Source organism: Delftia sp. WY8 (assembly GCF_018437695.1).
Lineage (GTDB): Bacteria > Pseudomonadota > Gammaproteobacteria > Burkholderiales > Burkholderiaceae_C > Comamonas > Comamonas tsuruhatensis.
The window spans coordinates 5,170,760-5,187,012 of sequence record NZ_CP049795.1; the positions used below are offsets into that span (position 1 = coordinate 5,170,760).

General features: G+C 66.5%; 14 protein-coding genes. 1 reads left to right on the top strand and 13 read right to left on the bottom strand.

The genetic code is table 11. The features are described 5' to 3' along the window. Positions 1–90: 90 nt before the first annotated feature. Positions 91–1,650 (bottom strand): lysine--tRNA ligase, encoded by a 1,560-nt coding sequence (gene lysS, locus G4D77_RS23750; RefSeq protein ID WP_047326619.1) that lies wholly within the window; start codon positions 1,648–1,650, stop codon positions 91–93. A 246-nt stretch (positions 1,651–1,896) separates the two neighbouring features. After that, positions 1,897–2,571, bottom strand: a complete 675-nt coding sequence (locus G4D77_RS23755; protein WP_016451187.1) for an LON peptidase substrate-binding domain-containing protein — start codon at positions 2,569–2,571, stop codon at positions 1,897–1,899. Between the two features lie 90 nt (positions 2,572–2,661). Here G4D77_RS23755 and G4D77_RS23760 point away from each other — a divergent pair, with 90 nt between their 5' ends. Next, positions 2,662–3,219, top strand: a complete 558-nt coding sequence (locus G4D77_RS23760) for a YggT family protein (RefSeq protein ID WP_016451188.1) — start codon at positions 2,662–2,664, stop codon at positions 3,217–3,219. A 77-nt stretch (positions 3,220–3,296) separates the two neighbouring features. Here G4D77_RS23760 and accD read toward each other — a convergent pair whose 3' ends face one another. The 11 genes from accD to leuC all read right to left on the bottom strand — a co-directional run bounded on the left by accD (position 3,297) and on the right by leuC (position 16,198). Continuing rightward, positions 3,297–4,172 (bottom strand): acetyl-CoA carboxylase, carboxyltransferase subunit beta, encoded by an 876-nt coding sequence (gene accD, locus G4D77_RS23765; RefSeq protein ID WP_016447771.1) that lies wholly within the window; start codon positions 4,170–4,172, stop codon positions 3,297–3,299. Positions 4,173–4,237: 65 nt separating this feature from the next. After that, a complete protein-coding gene (trpA, locus tag G4D77_RS23770; protein ID WP_016447770.1) occupies positions 4,238–5,047 on the bottom strand; it encodes a tryptophan synthase subunit alpha in 810 nt (269 codons plus the stop codon). Further along, on the bottom strand, positions 5,044–6,300 hold the full coding sequence (gene trpB, locus G4D77_RS23775; protein ID WP_154833689.1) for a tryptophan synthase subunit beta: 1,257 nt from the start codon (positions 6,298–6,300) through the stop codon (positions 5,044–5,046). Before trpB ends, trpA begins: the two co-directional genes overlap by 4 nt. Beyond that, positions 6,278–7,000, bottom strand: coding sequence for a phosphoribosylanthranilate isomerase (locus G4D77_RS23780; protein WP_016447768.1), 723 nt, complete (start codon positions 6,998–7,000; stop codon positions 6,278–6,280). Before G4D77_RS23780 ends, trpB begins: the two co-directional genes overlap by 23 nt. A gap of 32 nt (positions 7,001–7,032) precedes the next feature. After that, the gene (truA, locus tag G4D77_RS23785) at positions 7,033–7,881 is read right to left on the bottom strand and encodes a tRNA pseudouridine(38-40) synthase TruA (protein WP_016447767.1); all 849 of its coding nucleotides are present in this window, start codon (positions 7,879–7,881) and stop codon (positions 7,033–7,035) included. 115 nt (positions 7,882–7,996) lie between these two features. Then, on the bottom strand, positions 7,997–10,903 hold the full coding sequence (locus G4D77_RS23790) for a motility hub landmark protein FimV (RefSeq protein ID WP_026062376.1): 2,907 nt from the start codon (positions 10,901–10,903) through the stop codon (positions 7,997–7,999). Positions 10,904–11,270: 367 nt separating this feature from the next. Beyond that, a complete protein-coding gene (gene asd, locus G4D77_RS23795) occupies positions 11,271–12,383 on the bottom strand; it encodes an aspartate-semialdehyde dehydrogenase (protein WP_016447765.1) in 1,113 nt (370 codons plus the stop codon). Positions 12,384–12,778: 395 nt separating this feature from the next. Continuing rightward, positions 12,779–13,849, bottom strand: a complete 1,071-nt coding sequence (leuB, locus tag G4D77_RS23800) for a 3-isopropylmalate dehydrogenase (protein WP_016447764.1) — start codon at positions 13,847–13,849, stop codon at positions 12,779–12,781. Between the two features lie 96 nt (positions 13,850–13,945). Continuing rightward, positions 13,946–14,599: a 3-isopropylmalate dehydratase small subunit gene (leuD, locus tag G4D77_RS23805; protein WP_213757747.1), complete on the bottom strand. Its 654-nt coding sequence runs from the start codon at positions 14,597–14,599 to the stop codon at positions 13,946–13,948. Between the two features lie 20 nt (positions 14,600–14,619). Next, positions 14,620–14,745, bottom strand: coding sequence for an entericidin A/B family lipoprotein (locus tag G4D77_RS23810; RefSeq protein WP_012207035.1), 126 nt, complete (start codon positions 14,743–14,745; stop codon positions 14,620–14,622). 31 nt (positions 14,746–14,776) lie between these two features. Next, positions 14,777–16,198: a 3-isopropylmalate dehydratase large subunit gene (leuC, locus tag G4D77_RS23815; protein WP_046238500.1), complete on the bottom strand. Its 1,422-nt coding sequence runs from the start codon at positions 16,196–16,198 to the stop codon at positions 14,777–14,779. Between the last annotated feature and the right edge of the window lie 55 nt (positions 16,199–16,253).

Sequence of the window (16,253 nt, forward strand, 5' to 3'; positions counted from 1 at the left end):
GCGAGCCAGTATAGGGAAAAGCCGCCTGGCTCCCAAGGGAACGCAGGCGGCTTCAGTTGGCCATGCGCGCAGGCGCTGGATGCCGGGGGGTTACTGTTCGCGGCGCAGGGCGGGGAACAGGATCACGTCGCGGATGCTGGCGCTGTCGGTCAGCAGCATCATCAGGCGGTCGATGCCGATGCCGCAGCCGCCCGTGGGGGGCATGCCGTACTCGAGGGCACGCACGAAGTCGTGGTCGAAGTACATGGCTTCGTCGTCGCCGCCGTCCTTGGCCTGGACCTGGGCGTTGAAGCGCGCGGCCTGGTCCTCGGCGTCGTTGAGTTCGGAGAAGCCGTTGCCGAATTCACGGCCCGTGATGTACAGCTCGAAGCGCTCGGTGACTTCGGGGCGCTCGTCATTGGCGCGTGCCAGCGGCGAGATCTCGGTGGGGTGCTCCATGATGAAGGTGGGCTGCCAGAGCTTTTCCTCGACCACTTCCTCGAAGTACAGCACCTGCAGGCTGGCCAGGGTACGGGTGGACAGGCGGTCCTTTTCTTCCGTCATGCCCAGCTTGCGCAGGGCATTGGTCAGCCATTCGCGGTCGGCCACCTTGTCACCGGCTTCGGTGAACTTGACGATGGCCTCGGGAATGGTCAGGCGCTGGAAGGGCTGGGACAGGTCCACGGGCTTGCCGCCGTAGGTCAGCTGCAGCGTGCCCACGGCCTTTTGCGCGGCGTCGCGCACCAGTGCCTCGGTGTAGTCCATCAGGTCGCGGTAGTTCCAGTAGGCCGCGTAGAACTCCATCATGGTGAACTCGGGGTTGTGGCGCACCGAGATGCCTTCGTTGCGGAAGTTGCGGTTGATTTCGAACACGCGCTCGAAGCCGCCGACCACCAGGCGCTTGAGGTACAGCTCGGGCGCGATGCGCAGGTACATCTCCTGGTCCAGCGCGTTGTGGTGGGTGACGAAGGGCTTGGCGTTGGCGCCGCCGGGAATGGGATGCAGCATGGGCGTCTCCACTTCCAGGAAGCCATGCTCCACCATGAATTCGCGGATGCCCGAGACGGCCTTGCTGCGCGCGATGAAGCGGCGGCGGGCCTGCTCGTCCATCATCAGGTCCACGTAGCGCTGGCGCACCTTCTGCTCCAGATCGGCCATGCCGTGGAACTTGTCGGGCATGGGGCGCAGGCTCTTGGTGAGCAGGCGCAGCGTCTGCACCTTGACCGACAGCTCGCCGGTCTTGGTCTTCATCAGCGTGCCTTCGGCGCCCAGGATGTCGCCCAGGTCCCAGCGCTTGAAGGCCGCATAGACCTCCTCGCCCACGGTGTCGCGCGTGATGTACAGCTGGATGCGGCCGTGCGTGGGGCCCAGCGATCCGTCCTGGATGGTGGCGAAGCTGGCCTTGCCCATGACGCGCTTGAGCATCATGCGGCCGCCCAGGCTGACCTGCACGGATTCGGCGTCGAGTTGCTCGGCGCTCTTGTCGGAATGGGCCTGCTGCAGCGCCTCGGCGCGGTCGGCCGGCTTGAAGTCGTTGGGGAAGGCCACGCCGCCCTGTTCACGCACCTGTTCGCGCAGGGCCTTGAGTTTTTCGCGGCGCTCGGCGATGAGTTGGTTTTCGTCCTGGGGAGCGGTCTGGTCCGCTGCAGATGGTGTGTTGTGTTCGGTCATGACAATGAGCGCCAGCGCAAAACGCCGAGGGGCCGGAAAAAAGCCGGAGGGGGAAATCGGGGAAAGCCGAAAAAAAGCCAGGCGGGAAGGGCTGGAAAATGCAGCGGCAGCAGCAAATGCCACCGGCAGGCCCCGCAGCTGGCGGGCTGAATCCGCGATTTTAAGTTTTTTGTCGCGCTTTCGGTGCGTGGTGCCGTCAATGTGCCGGACCTTGCTGCGGTATGACGCCGCAGGACCGCCAATTCGTCAGTGCGCGGCGGGCGGGGAGCCGGGCGCCGTCCCCTGCGAATTGCCTATGCCGCTGCGTTCCAGCACATCCGCCACCAGTTCCAGCCGCACCAGCGGGCTGTCCAAGGCCATCAGTTGCTGCTTGATGGACACGGGCAGGGGCAGCAGCTCGGTCCAGCGGTTGGCCACCCAGCCGCAGTCGCCCATCTGTTCGGCGCTGGGCAGCCGGGCATGGTCGGCGTCGGTGGATCGTGCGTGCAGCTGCATCAGCACCTGGGCCAGGGCCTGGGCCGTGGCGAGCAGGTGATCGGGGACGGGGACGGCGGCGTCGGCAGGCAGCATCTGCACATCGGCCACCCACAGGCCGTGGGGCAGCTGCCGGTGATCCTGCATGCGAAAGCGCTGCGTGCCCTCGCACTGCAGGTGCAGCAGGCCGGGCTGGGGCTGCTGCAGCTGGACGATGCGTGCCAGCGTGCCCACGGCATGCAGCTGCTCGGCGGCAGCACCGGCCTTGCGCACTTCGCTGCCGGCCTGCAATGCCACCACGCCGAAGGGGGCTCCCGTGCGCTCGCACTTGCGGATCATGTCCAGGTAGCGGACCTCGAAGACGCGAAGGCTCAGCAGGCCTTGGGGAAAAAGGACGCTGCCCAGGGGGAAAAGCGGCAGGGAGTGCAGTGCGGTATGGGCGGTCATGTGATGGGCGGGATGCGGCAGCTATCATCCCATGCTGTGCCAAGGCCGGCTGGCCGTGGTCCGATCTTCCTCTCGCAGTCCTACAACGCCATGCTTTTTCAGATCGTTTCCTTTTTGCTCGACGTGGTCGTTGGCCTGCTGACCGGCGTCTGCCTGTTGCGCATGTACATGCAGGCCCAGCGCATTCCCTTCGGCAACCCGGTCGGCCAACTGGTGTTTGCGCTGTCCGACTGGATCGTGATGCCGCTGCGCCGCGTCATCAAGCCGGCCGGGCGCTGGGACATGTCCAGCCTGATCGCGGCCTTCCTGCTGCAGATGCTGCAGTTCGTGCTGCTGTGGCTGCTGATGGGCGGGCAGTCCAATGTGGTCGCCCTGCCGTGGCTGGCCCTGTGCGGCCTGGCGCGCGTGGCGCTGTCGGGCATGGTGGGCGTGCTGCTGATCTATGTCATCTTGTCGTGGGTGCAGCCGCAGTCGCCGATGTACGGCGTGCTGCAGCGCCTGTCCGAGCCCATGCTGCGGCCCATTCGCCGCATCGTGCCCCTGATCGGCGGTATCGATCTGTCGGCACTGGTGGCCCTGGTGCTGCTGCAGATTGCGCTGATGGTGCTGGGCTATATCCAGGGCTCTGGCCTGATGCTGCTGGCCTGATTTCCCCAGTTTCCCGGACGTGAAAAAGCCGCCGCAGGCACCCACCTGCGGCGGCTTTTCTGTGTCTGCGCGAGGCTTTACTGAACAGCGTCGGCCGGCAGGCGCTGCAGCATGGCAAGCGATGCGGCGATGCGGTCGCGCAGTTCGCGGCGGTCCACGATCATGTCCACGGCGCCCTTGTCCTGCAGGAACTCGGCGCGCTGGAAGCCTTCGGGCAGCTTCACGCGCACCGTGGTTTCGATCACGCGCGGGCCGGCGAAGCCGACCAGGGTCTTGGGCTCGGCAATGACGATGTCTCCCACGAAGGCGAAGCTGGCGGAGACGCCGCCGAAGGTGGGGTCGGTCAGCACCGAGACGTAGGGCAGGCCCTTCTTGGCCAGGCGTGTGAGCGCGGCGTTGGCCTTGGCCATCTGCATCAGGCTCAGCAGGCCTTCCTGCATGCGCGCGCCGCCGGTGGCGGTGAAGCAGATGAAGGGGACCTTCTGCTCGATGGCGGTCTCGACGCCACGCACGAAGCGCTCGCCGACCACGGAGCCCATGGAGCCGCCCATGAATTCGAACTCGAAGCAGGCTGCGACCACGTTGACGCTCTTGATGGCGCCGCCCATGACGACCAGGGCATCGGTCTCGCCGGTGTTCTCCAGCGCTTCCTTGAGGCGCTCGGGGTACTTGCGGCTGTCCTTGAACTTCAGGGCGTCGACAGGAATGACTTCCTGGCCGATCTCATAGCGGCCTTCGGCATCCAGGAAATGGTTCAGGCGGGCGCGCGCGCCGATGCGGTGATGGTGGCTGCAGCTGGGGCAGACGTTCTGGTTTTTCTCCAGATCGGCCTTGTAGAGCACGGTCTCGCAGCTCGGGCACTTGATCCACAGACCTTCGGGGATCTGCTGGAGGCGATCCGTAGGGTTGGTTTGCTGGATTTTGGCAGGCAGGAGTTTTTCAAGCCAGGACATGGTGTTTCCTTTTCAGGCGCAGGGCATGCGGCACCGGGCCGCATGCAAGGGCTGCATTATGCGACCTACGCGTCGAGTGCCTTGCGCACGCCGCGCAGGAAGTCGATGGTCAGGGGGACGATCTTTTCGTGGGGCTGGCCGTCCAGCATCTCGATGATGCGGCTGCCGATCACCACCGCATCGGCCACGCGGCCGATGGCCTGTGCCGTGGCCGCGTCGCGGATGCCGAAGCCCACGCCCACGGGAATGCTCACATGCTCGCGGATGCGCGGCAGCATGGCTTCCACGGCTGCCGTGTCGAGCGCGCCCGAGCCGGTCACGCCCTTGAGCGAGACGTAGTAGACATAGCCGCTGGCCACGCGCGCCACCTGCTGCATGCGCTCGGTGGTGGACGTGGGTGCCAGCAGGAAGATGAGGTCCATGTCGCGCGCACGCAGTTGCGCGGCGAATGCCTCGCACTCCTCGGGCGGGTAGTCCACGATGAGCAGGCCGTCGACGCCGGCTTCGGCCGCATCGTCCACGAAGCGGTCCTTGCCGTGGATCTGGTCGTAGCGCTCCACCGGGTTGGCATAGCCCATCAGCACCACGGGCGTGGTCTGGTTTTTCTGGCGGAACTCGCGCACATAGGCCAGCACCTGCACCAGGCCCACGCCGTTGGCGATGGCACGGTCGCCAGCCTTCTGGATGGTGGGGCCGTCGGCCATGGGGTCGGAGAAGGGCACGCCCAGCTCGATCACATCGGCGCCAGCCTCCACCATGCCGTGCATCAGCGACGGCGTGATGGCCGCGAACGGGAAGCCCGCGGTGATGTAGGGGATCAGGGCCTTGCGGCCATCTTCCTGAAGTTTGGTGAAAGTCGTGGTGATGCGGCTCATTGAGCTGCTCCTCCCTTGACCGTGAGCCCGCGCATGGAGGGACGGTCGTAATAGTCGGCGCCCGAGAGATCGGCCACGGTGCCGATGTCCTTGTCGCCGCGACCGGACAGGTTCACGAGGATGGACTGGTCGGCGCGCATGGTCTTGGCCAGTTGCATGGCATAGGCCACGGCATGGCTGGACTCCAGGGCGGGAATGATGCCTTCGGTGCGGCACAGGTAGTGGAAGGCGTCCAAGGCCTCCTGGTCCGTGATGCCCACGTATTGGGCGCGGCCCAGTTCCTGCAGCCAGGCGTGCTCGGGGCCGACGCCGGGATAGTCAAGGCCGGCGCTGATGCTGTGCGTCTCGGTGATCTGGCCGTTCTCGTCCTGCAGGATGAAGGTGCGGTTGCCGTGCAGCACGCCGCTGCTGCCGCGCTGCAGCGAGGCCGAGTGCTTGCCGCTGTCCAGGCCCTCGCCCGCAGCCTCCACGCCGATCAGGCGCGTGTTCTCGAACGGGATGTAGGGGTGGAAGATGCCCATGGCATTGCTGCCGCCGCCCACGCAGGCGACCACGGCGTCGGGCTGGCGGTCGGCGCCCAGAAACTCGGGCATCTGCGTGAGGCATTCCTCGCCGATGACCTTCTGGAAGTCGCGCACCATCGCGGGATAGGGGTGGGGGCCGGCCACGGTGCCGATGATGTAGAAGGTGTTGTCCACGTTGGCCACCCAGTCGCGCATGGCCTCGTTGAGCGCATCCTTGAGCGTGCGGCTGCCCGATTCCACTGGCACCACGGTGGCGCCCAGCAGGCGCATGCGGTAGACGTTGGGGCTTTGGCGCTTCACGTCCTCGGAGCCCATGTAGACGATGCACTTGAGGCCGTAGCGCGCGCAGATGGTGGCCGTGGCCACGCCGTGCTGGCCGGCGCCCGTCTCGGCAATGATGCGGGGCTTGCCCATGCGCCGGGCGAGCATGGCCTGGCCGATCACGTTGTTGATCTTGTGCGCGCCCGTGTGGTTGAGGTCTTCGCGCTTGAGGTAGATCTGCGCGCCGCCCATCTCGCGCGACATGCGCGCCGCGTGGTAGACGGGCGAGGGGCGGCCGACGAAATGGGCCAGCTCGGACTGGAATTCGGCAACGAATTCCGGGTCGTTCTGGTACTTGGCGTAGGCGTCGCGCAGCTCGGTCAGAGCGTGTGTCAGGGTTTCGCTGGCAAAGCTGCCGCCGAAGCGGCCAAAGTGGCCAGATGCGTCAGGGTACTGGTATTCGAACATGGCTTGTCTGCAAAAGTTGGTCATCGGCCGCGCGCACGGCGGCGATGAATCGGTGTATCTTGCCGGCGTCCTTGATGCCCCTGAGGGGCTTGCCGTCGGGACCATCGGCCTCGACGCCGGAACTGACATCAACGGCCAGCGAGAGTCCTCGCGGGCGCACTTGCAAGATGCCATCGGTCACGTTTGCAGGCGTGAGTCCACCAGACAAAACGAGGTGAGAGGCGACGTTTGGTGGAAGGAGTGACCAATTGAATGCTTTTCCGCCACCACCATAGCCGTCGACATGGGCGTCGAGCAGTATGGCCTGGGCTTTCGAGTAACGCTGGGCATATTCTACGAGGTCGAAGCGCGCGGCATCGGGACCAAGGGGAATGCGCGCGGCGCGCAGGAAGGCGCGGGTGCCGCCCGATGTGGCGGCAAGGCAGTCCTCGGGCGACTCGTCGCCGTGGAACTGCACGCAGGCGCCCGGGATGGCGGCGCAGGCGGCCATCACGTTGGCGGCGCTTTCATTGACGAACAGCAGCACCGGTGTCACGAAGGGCGGCAGGCGCCGCGCCAGCTCGGCGGCACGCTGCACCGTCACGGCGCGCGGGCTGGGGGCGTAGAGGACAAAGCCCACGGCGTCGGCGCCGGCGGCCACGGCTGCGTCCACATCCTGTTCGCGGGTGAGTCCGCAGATCTTGATTCGGGTGCGCTGCATGGGGGCTGAAGAATGGGGGAAGGCCTGCTCGTTCACGGGAGCCAATCATAGGCCGGGCTGCGCGAAGGAAGGCCCCATGAAGGATCGTATACGGGACCCAGAAAGTACAGGCCGTCCGGCGAGAAGGTGGGCGCGGCGGCATCGCGGGAGCGCGCCTCCAGCACCTGTTGCATCCACTGCGGCGCGTGTGTGCCCTGGCCTACGGCGAGCAGGCAGCCCATGATGTTGCGCACCATGTGGTGGAGGAAGGCGCTGCCCTCGAACTCGAATCGCCAGTAGCAGCATTCCATGGCTGCATCCCCGGGACGCATGGAGCTGGCCGCGGCCATCTGGGCGCCGTCGCCTGCCATGCGGCGGGTGATGGACAGGCGGTGCAGTGTCTTGACGGGGGATTTGGCCTGGCAACCCGATGCGCGGAACGAGCTGAAATCGTGCTCTCCCAGCAGGTGCTGGGCGGCGGCCTGCATGGCGTCACCGTTGAGTGCATGGAACACCCAGCCCACACGCCCGGCCTCCACGCTGGGCCGCACGGGCGACTGCAGCAGCACATAGGCATAGCGCCTGGCTGTGGCGCAGGCCCGTGAATGGAAGGAGTCGGGCACGGGCTGGGCCCATTGCACGGCGATGTCCGGCGGCAGGAAGGTGTTGGTGCCACGGACCCAGGAGAACGGGGCCCTGTCCAGCGGCGTGTCGAAGTGGACGACCTGCATGAGGCCGTGCACTCCGGCATCGGTGCGGCCCGCACAGAGGGTGTGGACCTCCTGAGCGGCAAAGCGGCCCAGGGCCGCTTCGAGATGGTCTTGAATGGTGTTGCCAGACAGCTGGCTTTGCCAGCCGCTGTAGCGCTGGCCGTTGTAGGCGACGCCGAGGGCTACGCGCATGGCGAGGCCTCCGGCATGGGTTGGGTGTGCATCAAGTTGTCAGTTTTCCATGGTGGCATGTACCACCCTGTCACGCGAAACCGGCACGCGGCGCCTGGGCAGGCGCCGTCGGGCTTCAGTCTATCTCGGCAAGGAGGCGCTGGGCTTTGGCCTTGAGATCGCCGTGGGCCTCGGAGATCACTTCCTCGATGAGTGTACGGGCTCCGTCGCTGTCGCCGATGGCATTGAATTCCTGGGCCAGGGCGAGCTTGGTGGCCAGCGGGTCCTCGGGCGCCGAAGGCGGCGTTGCGGCCGTGGGAGTGTCATTGCCCAGGTCCAGGGACAGGCTGCCCAAGTCGAATTCCAGCGATTCGGCCGGTTCCGGCTTGGCCTTGGCCGCCGTTTCCAGCACGCCGCCGGAATGCGCTGCTGCCGGCGCTTGGGCTGGCGCCTCGGTGCCCAGGTCTTCCAGGTTGAACTCCATGGCGTCCAGCGACAGCAGATCGGTACTGGCGTGGCTGTCGTCCGTGGTGGAACCGGTCAGGGGCGAGGGTTCGGTGGCCGGGAAGCTGTCCGTGACCTGCCGTGTGACGGGCATGTCCAGCGGCAGCATCTCGGTCGGCTGCATGTCGCTCATGGCGCTGCTGTGGTTCAGGGCATCCGTCAGCGAGGCATGGGCCGTGGGCTGGAAGCCGGGCATGTCCAGCGATGCAGCAGGCGGCTCCACGCGGGGATCCATGCGAGGCGCCTCGCTTGCTGCGGGCTGCATGGGCTCCAGTGGTGCGCGCAGCGTGGGCTCCAGCGCAGCGAAGTCCTGTTCGCTGGGCATGGGGGCCGGTGCGGGCAGCGGGCTGGCGTGCTGCGCGGGCAGGCTGGCGTCGGCCAGGCCGCCGGGCAGGTCCATGTTGAGGTCCATGTCCAGGTCCATGGGCAGGGTGGCAGGGCCTTCGCGGTGCGCCTCCATGTCCAGGGGGCGGCTGGCCAGCGAGGCGGCCGCCAGTCCGGCAGCTGCCGCTGCGGCGCCGCCGGCAACGGCGGCAGCAGACAGGGGCGCGGCGCCGGCAGGCTGGTAGAGGGCGTTTTCCGGGTCCAGGATGCGGCCCTGGTCGGCCAGGCGCTGCCAGTCCACGCCCTTGCCCTGGGTCAGGCCGTGCAGGGTCTGCGCGACGGCCTCGAAGGCCTTGCGGTCATGGCGCTTGGCGTAGATGTCGGCCAGCTTCTGGTGCAGTGCGGTGCGGCTGGGATCGGTGCGCAGGGCTTCCTTGAGGATTTCCTCTGCCTGCAGGTCGCGGCCATAGGCCAGGTAGACATCGGCCTCGGCCACGGGGTCCACATCGCCGGCATCGAGCTGACTGGGCGAGTAGTGCATGGAGGTGCCCGACAGCTGGCTCGATGTGCCGGTATCCACGCGTTGGCCGCCACTGGCTCCAAAGAAGGAATCGGCCGCGAGCTGGCTGTCGCCAAAGGCGCTTTCGCTGGAGGCTGCGGCAGCGCGGCGGCGCTGCATGACGCGGTAGCCACCATAGCCCAGCAGCAGGGCCAGCAAGGCGGCGCCGGCCAGCGGGATGGTGGGATCTTCCATCAGCGTATCGATGAAGCTGGGCTCGGCGATCGGTGCGACGGGGGCGGGTGCCGGCTTGGGCTTCGGCGGCTCGGCAGGAGCGGGCGTGGCGGGCACGGCTTCTGCCGCGGGCGCTGCCGGGCCGGCAGCATTGGCTGCGGCGTCTGGAGCAGCAGCGGTGGCGGCAGCGGCCGCAGCGGCTGCATCGGCAGGCGCCGCCGGGGCCGGGGGCGTTGTCTGGGGCGCTGCAGCTTCAGGCGCTGCAGGCACGGTCGGCGCGCCCGGCACAGCCACGCCGTTTGCCGTGCCGCCGGCTGCCGAGGCAGGTGCTGCAGCAGCACCTTCGGCGGGCTTGGTGGCGGCGGCGATCTGGCTCAGCTCGGACATGTTGCGCTGCAGTTCGGCCGTGCGCGATGCCTGGTCGTCGGACTGCTTTTGCTTGGCCAGGCGCTCGTCTGCCTCCACGCCCTTGACAGCACCTTTGGACAGGGTGAGCTTGTCGGGTGCGGCGGTGGAGGGCTTGCGGTCTTCGACCTGGGCCTGGACGCTGCCCGATGCTTCACGATTGGCCGATGCCACGGGCGCGGCCGGCGCGGCGCTGGCCAGCTGGCGGCGGAACTGGTTGAAATCCCGGGACTGGGCTGCAACGATCTGGCGCGCCTCGCGCGGCGAGGTGGCCTGTGCCGTGGCCTCGTCAGGCACGGTGAGCACGGCGCCGGAGCGCATGCGGTTCACATTGCCGTTGATGAAGGCCTTGGGATTGGAGCGCAGCATGGCCACCAGCATCTGGTCCAGCGAAACGCCTGCGGGCAGGTGGGCGGCGGCAATGCGGCCAGCCGTGTCTCCGGTCTTGATGCGGACCTCGGATGCTTCGGACGGCGCCGGCGCTGCAGCAGCGCGCTCGCGGGCTGATGCGGTGCTCCGGCGCGGGGCTGCCGGAGCAGGGGCTGGACGGCTTTCCTCGGTGTTGCCTGCGGCAGCTGGCGAGGGGGCCGGCGCGGCGCGGCGCGGTGCGGCGCCCGGTTCGGGGGCGGAGGCCTGGGCCGCAGCCGTCACGGCAGGCGGCAGCTTTTGCAGGGTGGGCGGATCCAGCAGCAGGGTGTAGTTGCGCTGCAGGTTGCCCGAGGCCCAGCTGGCGTCGATCACCAGATCGACAAAGGGCTCGTTGACGGGCTGGGTGCTTGTGAGTCGCAGCACGGCCGATCCGTCCGCGCGACGCTGCACGCTGACGCGCACCTGGCTGGCCGTGGCGTTGTACTCCATGCCCTGGGTGCGGAAGACGCCGGGAGAGGCCACGCCCACGCGCAGGCCTTCGGCTTCAGCCGCCGTGATCTGGGGGATTTCGACTTCGGCACGCAGGGGCTCGCCCAGGGCCGATTGCACGTTCACCCGGCCCAGAGCCAGTGCCCAGGCCTCGGAGGCGGGCAGTGCGACCGAGACGACGGCCGCAGCGGCCAGCACAGAGAGTTTCCAACGATGCATAAAGCGTCAAACCTGTGTGGATGCAATTGGGCGGGCACTATTGTTATTGTGAGGATGCCCGCGTTTGCACATGTAATTGAAATTTACCCGGGGATAGATGGCACGCCATATACCAAGGTGCTTGGGTCGCATTGTCGGCCACGCTATAGGATCGCAAGCGTCTGGTTGCCGGTGAACGCTGCCAGTTGTTGTCGAACGGCAACGAGAAGAAACACAATGTATCTTCGGTGATTGTAGGCAACCGCCTACAGTCAGGGGACAAGAGACTTGGGCATTGTGCCCAATCGCACAGGGTTTAAAGCCGAAAAAAGCGCCATGTCCCGGGCCAGGACATGGCGCTTTTTGTGTTGGCTCAAGCCGGCGGTGCTCAGGCGGCCAGCAGGATGCGCAGCATGCGGCGCAGCGGCTCGGCGGCGCCCCACAGCAGTTGGTCGCCGATCACGAAGGCCGACAGGTATTCGGGGCCCATGTTCAGCTTGCGCACGCGGCCCACGCCGACTTCCAGGCCGCCGGTGATGGCGGCGGGCGTCAGTTCCTTGACGGTGATGGCGCGTTCATTGGGCACCCACTTCACCCAGGGGTTGCCGGACTTGATGATGGCTTCCAGCTCCTGCAGGGGCAGGTCCTTCTTGAGCTTGAGGGTCAGCGCCAGGCTGTGGCAGCGCATGGCGCCGATGCGCACGCACAGGCCGTCGACGGGAATGGTCTGCTCCGTGCCCAGGATCTTGTTGACCTCGGCCTGGCCCTTCCACTCTTCCTTGGACTGGCCGTTGTCCAGCTGTGCGTCGATCCAGGGGATCAGGCCGCCAGCCAGAGGCGCGCCGAAGAATTCGGTGGGCACATCGGTGCGGATGGTCTGAGCCACCTTGCGGTCGATATCCAGGATGGCGGAGGCGGGCGTGGCCAGCTCGTCGGCCACGGCCGCATGCACCACGCCCATGCCCTTGAGCAGTTCGCGCATGTGGTTGGCGCCGCCACCGGAGGCTGCCTGGTAGGTCATGGAGCTGACCCATTCCACGAGACCGGCCTTGAACAGGCCGCCCAGCCCCATCAGCAGGATGGAGTTGGTGCAGTTGCCGCCAATCCAGTTCTTGCCGCCCGCGGCGAGCTTGGACTGGATCAGGCCTTCATTGACGGGGTCGAGCACGATGACGGCATCGCCTTCCATGCGCAGCGACGATGCGGCATCGATCCAGTGGCCGTTCCAGCCCGAGGCGCGCAGCTGGGGGAAGACTTCCTTGGTGTAGTCACCGCCCTGGCAGGTGATGATGATGTCGCACTTGGACAGCTCGGCAATGTCGTTGGCATTGCGCAGCTCGGTGTGGGTCTTCGCCATGGCCGGGGCCTTGCCGCCGGCGTTGGAGGTGGAGAAGAAAACGGGCTCGATCAGGTCGAAATCGCCCTCTGCCTGCATGCGGTCCATCAGCACGGAGCCGACCATGCCGCGCCAGCCCACCAGGCCTACCAATTGCTTGCTCATTTTTGAAACGCCCTTTCAGTGTGAAAACAGTGCTGGATCAAAACTGTTGTCGCCCGGCTCGTCTGGGCCAGGTGAGGGCGCACGACGAACCGGGCTGGGTCAGCCTTTGATTGTCGTAATGGTTGTGGATGTGATTGCGCGCACGGCCACACCAGCCTGGGCGGCGGGTGCAATGTTCAGCAGGAGGAACGGGCGGGCGGCAAACATAAGAGCAGTCATTCTAGCGAATACGCCAGGAAAGAGAATGTCTGTTTGATGAATATCTTCGTCGAAATGGCGAAAAGCAGACGTCTGTTTTGACGCTTTGCCAAGTTCTGGAAAATCCTGGCCAGGCCAGGCCAGGCCAGGCCAGGCCAGGCAGCCGCAAGCCCGGAGGCTCGCGGCTGTCGTGGACGTCAGGCCAGCGCGGCCACCACGGCATCGCCCATCTCGCGGGTGGAGACCTTGGTCGTGCCTTCGCTGTGGATGTCGGCCGTGCGCAGGCCCTGGGCCAGGACCTTTTGCACGGCGGCTTCGATGCGCTGTGCAGCAGCCTCCTGGTTCAGCGAGAAGCGCAGCATCATCGCAGCCGACAGGATGGTGGCCAGCGGATTGGCAATGCCCTTGCCCGCAATGTCGGGGGCCGAGCCATGGCTGGGCTCGTACAGACCCTGGCCCTTGGCGTTGAGCGAGGCGGAGGGCAGCATGCCGATGGAGCCGGTGAGCATGGAGGCTTCATCGGACAGGATGTCGCCAAACATATTGCCCGTGACCACCACGTCGAAGCGCTTGGGCTCCTTGACCAGTTGCATGGCGGCGTTGTCCACGTACATGTGGTCCAGTTGCACGTCGGGGTACTGCTGGCCTACCTCGGTGACCACGTCCTTCCAGAACTGGAAGGTTTCCAGCACGTTGGCCTTGTCCACGCTGGTCACGCGCTTGCTGCGCTTTTGCGCGGCCTGGAAGGCCACGTGGGCGATGCGCTCGATTTCGGGCTTGGAGTAGCGCATGGTGTCGAAGGCTTCCTCGGCGCCGGGGAAGTGGCCGTCGGTGGCCACGCGGCGGCCGCGCGGCTGGCCGAAGTAGATGTCGCCGGTCAGCTCGCGGATGATGAGGATGTCCAGGCCTGCGACCAGTTCGGGCTTGAGGCTGGAGGCATGGGTCAGCTCCGCATAGCAGATGGCCGGGCGGAAGTTGGCAAACAGGCCCATGTGCTTGCGCAGGCCCAGGATGGCCTGCTCGGGGCGCAGCGGGCGGTCCAGCGTGTCGTACTTCCAGTCGCCCACGGCGCCGAACAGCACGGCGTCGGACTCCATGGCCAGCTTCAGCGTGGATTCGGGCAACGGGTGGCCGGCAGCTTCGTAGGCAGCGCCGCCCACGGGGGCCGTCTGCATGTCGAAGTCCAGGCCCAGGGCGCCCAGCACCTTCACGGCTTCCGCAACGATTTCGGGGCCGATGCCATCACCGGGCAAGACTGCGATTTTCATGGTGTTCCTTTTGAGAGACTGTTCGGATGGTGGAAGGCCGCCGGCGGCTGGTTCAGCAACGCCTGCGGCCCATTGATGCGCGCAAGTGGAGATCGATCAGCGCTGCACCAGCGTGTGGGCCAGCCAGGGCTTGGTGGCCAGGCGCTCGGCCTCGTAGGCGCGGATCTTGTCGGCATGGCGCAGGGTCAGGCCGATGTCGTCAAAACCGTTGAGCAGGCAGTACTTGCGGAAGGCAATGACGTCGAAGGGGATCTCCTCGCCCTGCGGGCGCACGATCACCTGGCGGTCCAGGTCGATGGTCAGCTCGTAGCCGGGGAAGGCCGCGATCTCGTTGAACAGCATGTCGATCGTGGCTTCGGGCAGCACGATGGGCAGCAGGCCGTTCTTGAAGCAGTTGTTGAAGAAGATGTCGGCGAAGCTGGGTGCCAGGATGGTGCGAAAGCCGTACTGGTCCAGGGCCCAGGGCGCGTGCTCGCGGCTGGAGCCGCAGCCGAAGTTCTTGCGTGCGACCAGGATGGAGGCGCCCGCATAGCGCGGCTGATTGAGCACGAAGTCGGGGTTGGGCTTGCGCGAGGCCGGGTCCTGGCCGGGTTCGCCATGGTCCAGGTAGCGCCACTCGTCGAACAGGTTCACACCGAAGCCGGTCTTCTTGATCGACTTGAGGAACTGCTTGGGAATGATGGCGTCGGTGTCGACGTTCTCGCGGTCCATGGGGGCGACAAGGCCCTTGTGCACGGTGAATTGTTGCATGGCTGTATCGGATTCGGGGTTCAGCGGGCGGCGCGTTCGATGGCGCTGCCCGCGCTTTGCACGTCCTGGCCAATGCCCTTGACGGTATTGCAGGCGGCCAGGGTGAAGGCCAGGCCGATCAGGAGGATCGAGAAGGAGGGCTTCATGGTGTGCAGGCGGGGCAGTTGCGGGATCGGATCAGGAGAACCTGCGGATGTCCACGAAGTGGCCGTGGATGGCCGCGGCAGCGGCCATGGCGGGGCTCACCAGGTGGGTGCGTCCGCCCGCGCCCTGGCGGCCTTCGAAGTTGCGGTTGCTGGTGGAGGCGCAGCGCTCGCCGGGCTCCAGGCGGTCGGCGTTCATGGCCAGGCACATGGAGCAGCCGGGTTCGCGCCATTCAAAGCCTGCCGCCTTGAAGATCTGGTCCAGGCCTTCGCGCTCGGCCTGCTCCTTGACCAGGCCCGATCCGGGCACCACCATGGCCAGCTTGATGTTGCGTGCCACCTTCTGGCCCAGCTTCTTGACCACGGCGGCGGCTTCGCGCATGTCTTCGATGCGGCTGTTGGTGCACGAGCCGATGAAGACCTTGTCCACGAAGATGTCGTCGATGGCCTTGCCGGGTTCCAGCGCCATGTAGGTTAGCGCGCGCTCGATGGCGCCGCGCTTGCTGGCATCCTTTTCCTTGTCGGGATCGGGCACGCGGGCATCCACGCCCAGCACCATTTCGGGCGAGGTGCCCCAGGTGACCTGCGGCACGATCTCGCTGGCCTGCAGCTCGACCACGCGGTCGAACTTTGCGTCGGGGTCCGAGTGCAGCGTCTTCCAGTAGGCGACGGCGGCGTCCCATTCGGCGCCCGTGGGCGCCAGCGGGCGGCCCTTGACGTAGGCGATGGTCTTGTCGTCCACGGCCACCAGACCGGCGCGTGCGCCGCCTTCGATGGCCATGTTGCAGACCGTCATGCGGCCTTCCATGCTCAGGTCGCGGATGGCCTCGCCTGCGAACTCGATGGTGTAGCCCGTGCCGCCGGCCGTGCCGATCTTGCCGATGATGGCCAGCACGATGTCCTTGGCCGTGATGCCGGGCGCCGCCTTGCCGCTGACGTTGATCAGCATGTTCTTGGCCTTCTTGGCCAGCAGGGTCTGGGTGGCCATCACGTGCTCGACTTCGGAGGTGCCGATGCCGTGGGCCAGTGCGCCGAAGGCCCCATGCGTGGACGTGTGGCTGTCGCCGCAGACCACGGTCATGCCGGGCAGGGTGGCGCCTTGCTCGGGACCCATGACGTGGACGATGCCCTGGCCCTTGTCCATGAAGGGAAAGAAGGCCGCAGAGCCGAACTCGCCGATGTTGGTGTTCAGCGTGGTGATCTGTTCCTTGCTGATGGGGTCGGCAATGCCGTCATAGCCGCGCTCCCAGCCGTCGGTGGGTGTGTTGTGGTCGGCCGTGGCCACCACGGAGCTGATGCGCCACAGCTTGCGGCCGGCCATGCGCAGGCCTTCGAAGGCCTGGGGGCTGGTGACTTCGTGCACCAGGTGGCGGTCGATGTAGAGGACGGCGGTGCCGTCATCCTCGGTGTGGATGACATGCTCGTCGAAGATCTTGTCGTAGAGGGTGCGTCCCATGGCGTTCTCGAATGGTTGGTGTCGTGGGGAAATTCTTGGATGTGCATCCGGGGGC

What these genes read in the sequence shown, in the direction of transcription:
- lysS (WP_047326619.1), bottom strand. Translation starts at nt 1,650, where the DNA reads ATGACCGAACACAACACACCATCTGCAGCGGACCAGACCGCTCCCCAG.
- G4D77_RS23755 (WP_016451187.1), bottom strand. Translation starts at nt 2,571, where the DNA reads ATGACCGCCCATACCGCACTGCACTCCCTGCCGCTTTTCCCCCTGGGC.
- G4D77_RS23760 (WP_016451188.1), top strand. Translation starts at nt 2,662, where the DNA reads ATGCTTTTTCAGATCGTTTCCTTTTTGCTCGACGTGGTCGTTGGCCTG.
- accD (WP_016447771.1), bottom strand. Translation starts at nt 4,172, where the DNA reads ATGTCCTGGCTTGAAAAACTCCTGCCTGCCAAAATCCAGCAAACCAAC.
- trpA (WP_016447770.1), bottom strand. Translation starts at nt 5,047, where the DNA reads ATGAGCCGCATCACCACGACTTTCACCAAACTTCAGGAAGATGGCCGC.
- trpB (WP_154833689.1), bottom strand. Translation starts at nt 6,300, where the DNA reads ATGTTCGAATACCAGTACCCTGACGCATCTGGCCACTTTGGCCGCTTC.
- G4D77_RS23780 (WP_016447768.1), bottom strand. Translation starts at nt 7,000, where the DNA reads ATGCAGCGCACCCGAATCAAGATCTGCGGACTCACCCGCGAACAGGAT.
- truA (WP_016447767.1), bottom strand. Translation starts at nt 7,881, where the DNA reads ATGCGCGTAGCCCTCGGCGTCGCCTACAACGGCCAGCGCTACAGCGGC.
- G4D77_RS23790 (WP_026062376.1), bottom strand. Translation starts at nt 10,903, where the DNA reads ATGCATCGTTGGAAACTCTCTGTGCTGGCCGCTGCGGCCGTCGTCTCG.
- asd (WP_016447765.1), bottom strand. Translation starts at nt 12,383, where the DNA reads ATGAGCAAGCAATTGGTAGGCCTGGTGGGCTGGCGCGGCATGGTCGGC.
- leuB (WP_016447764.1), bottom strand. Translation starts at nt 13,849, where the DNA reads ATGAAAATCGCAGTCTTGCCCGGTGATGGCATCGGCCCCGAAATCGTT.
- leuD (WP_213757747.1), bottom strand. Translation starts at nt 14,599, where the DNA reads ATGCAACAATTCACCGTGCACAAGGGCCTTGTCGCCCCCATGGACCGC.
- G4D77_RS23810 (WP_012207035.1), bottom strand. Translation starts at nt 14,745, where the DNA reads ATGAAGCCCTCCTTCTCGATCCTCCTGATCGGCCTGGCCTTCACCCTG.
- leuC (WP_046238500.1), bottom strand. Translation starts at nt 16,198, where the DNA reads ATGGGACGCACCCTCTACGACAAGATCTTCGACGAGCATGTCATCCAC.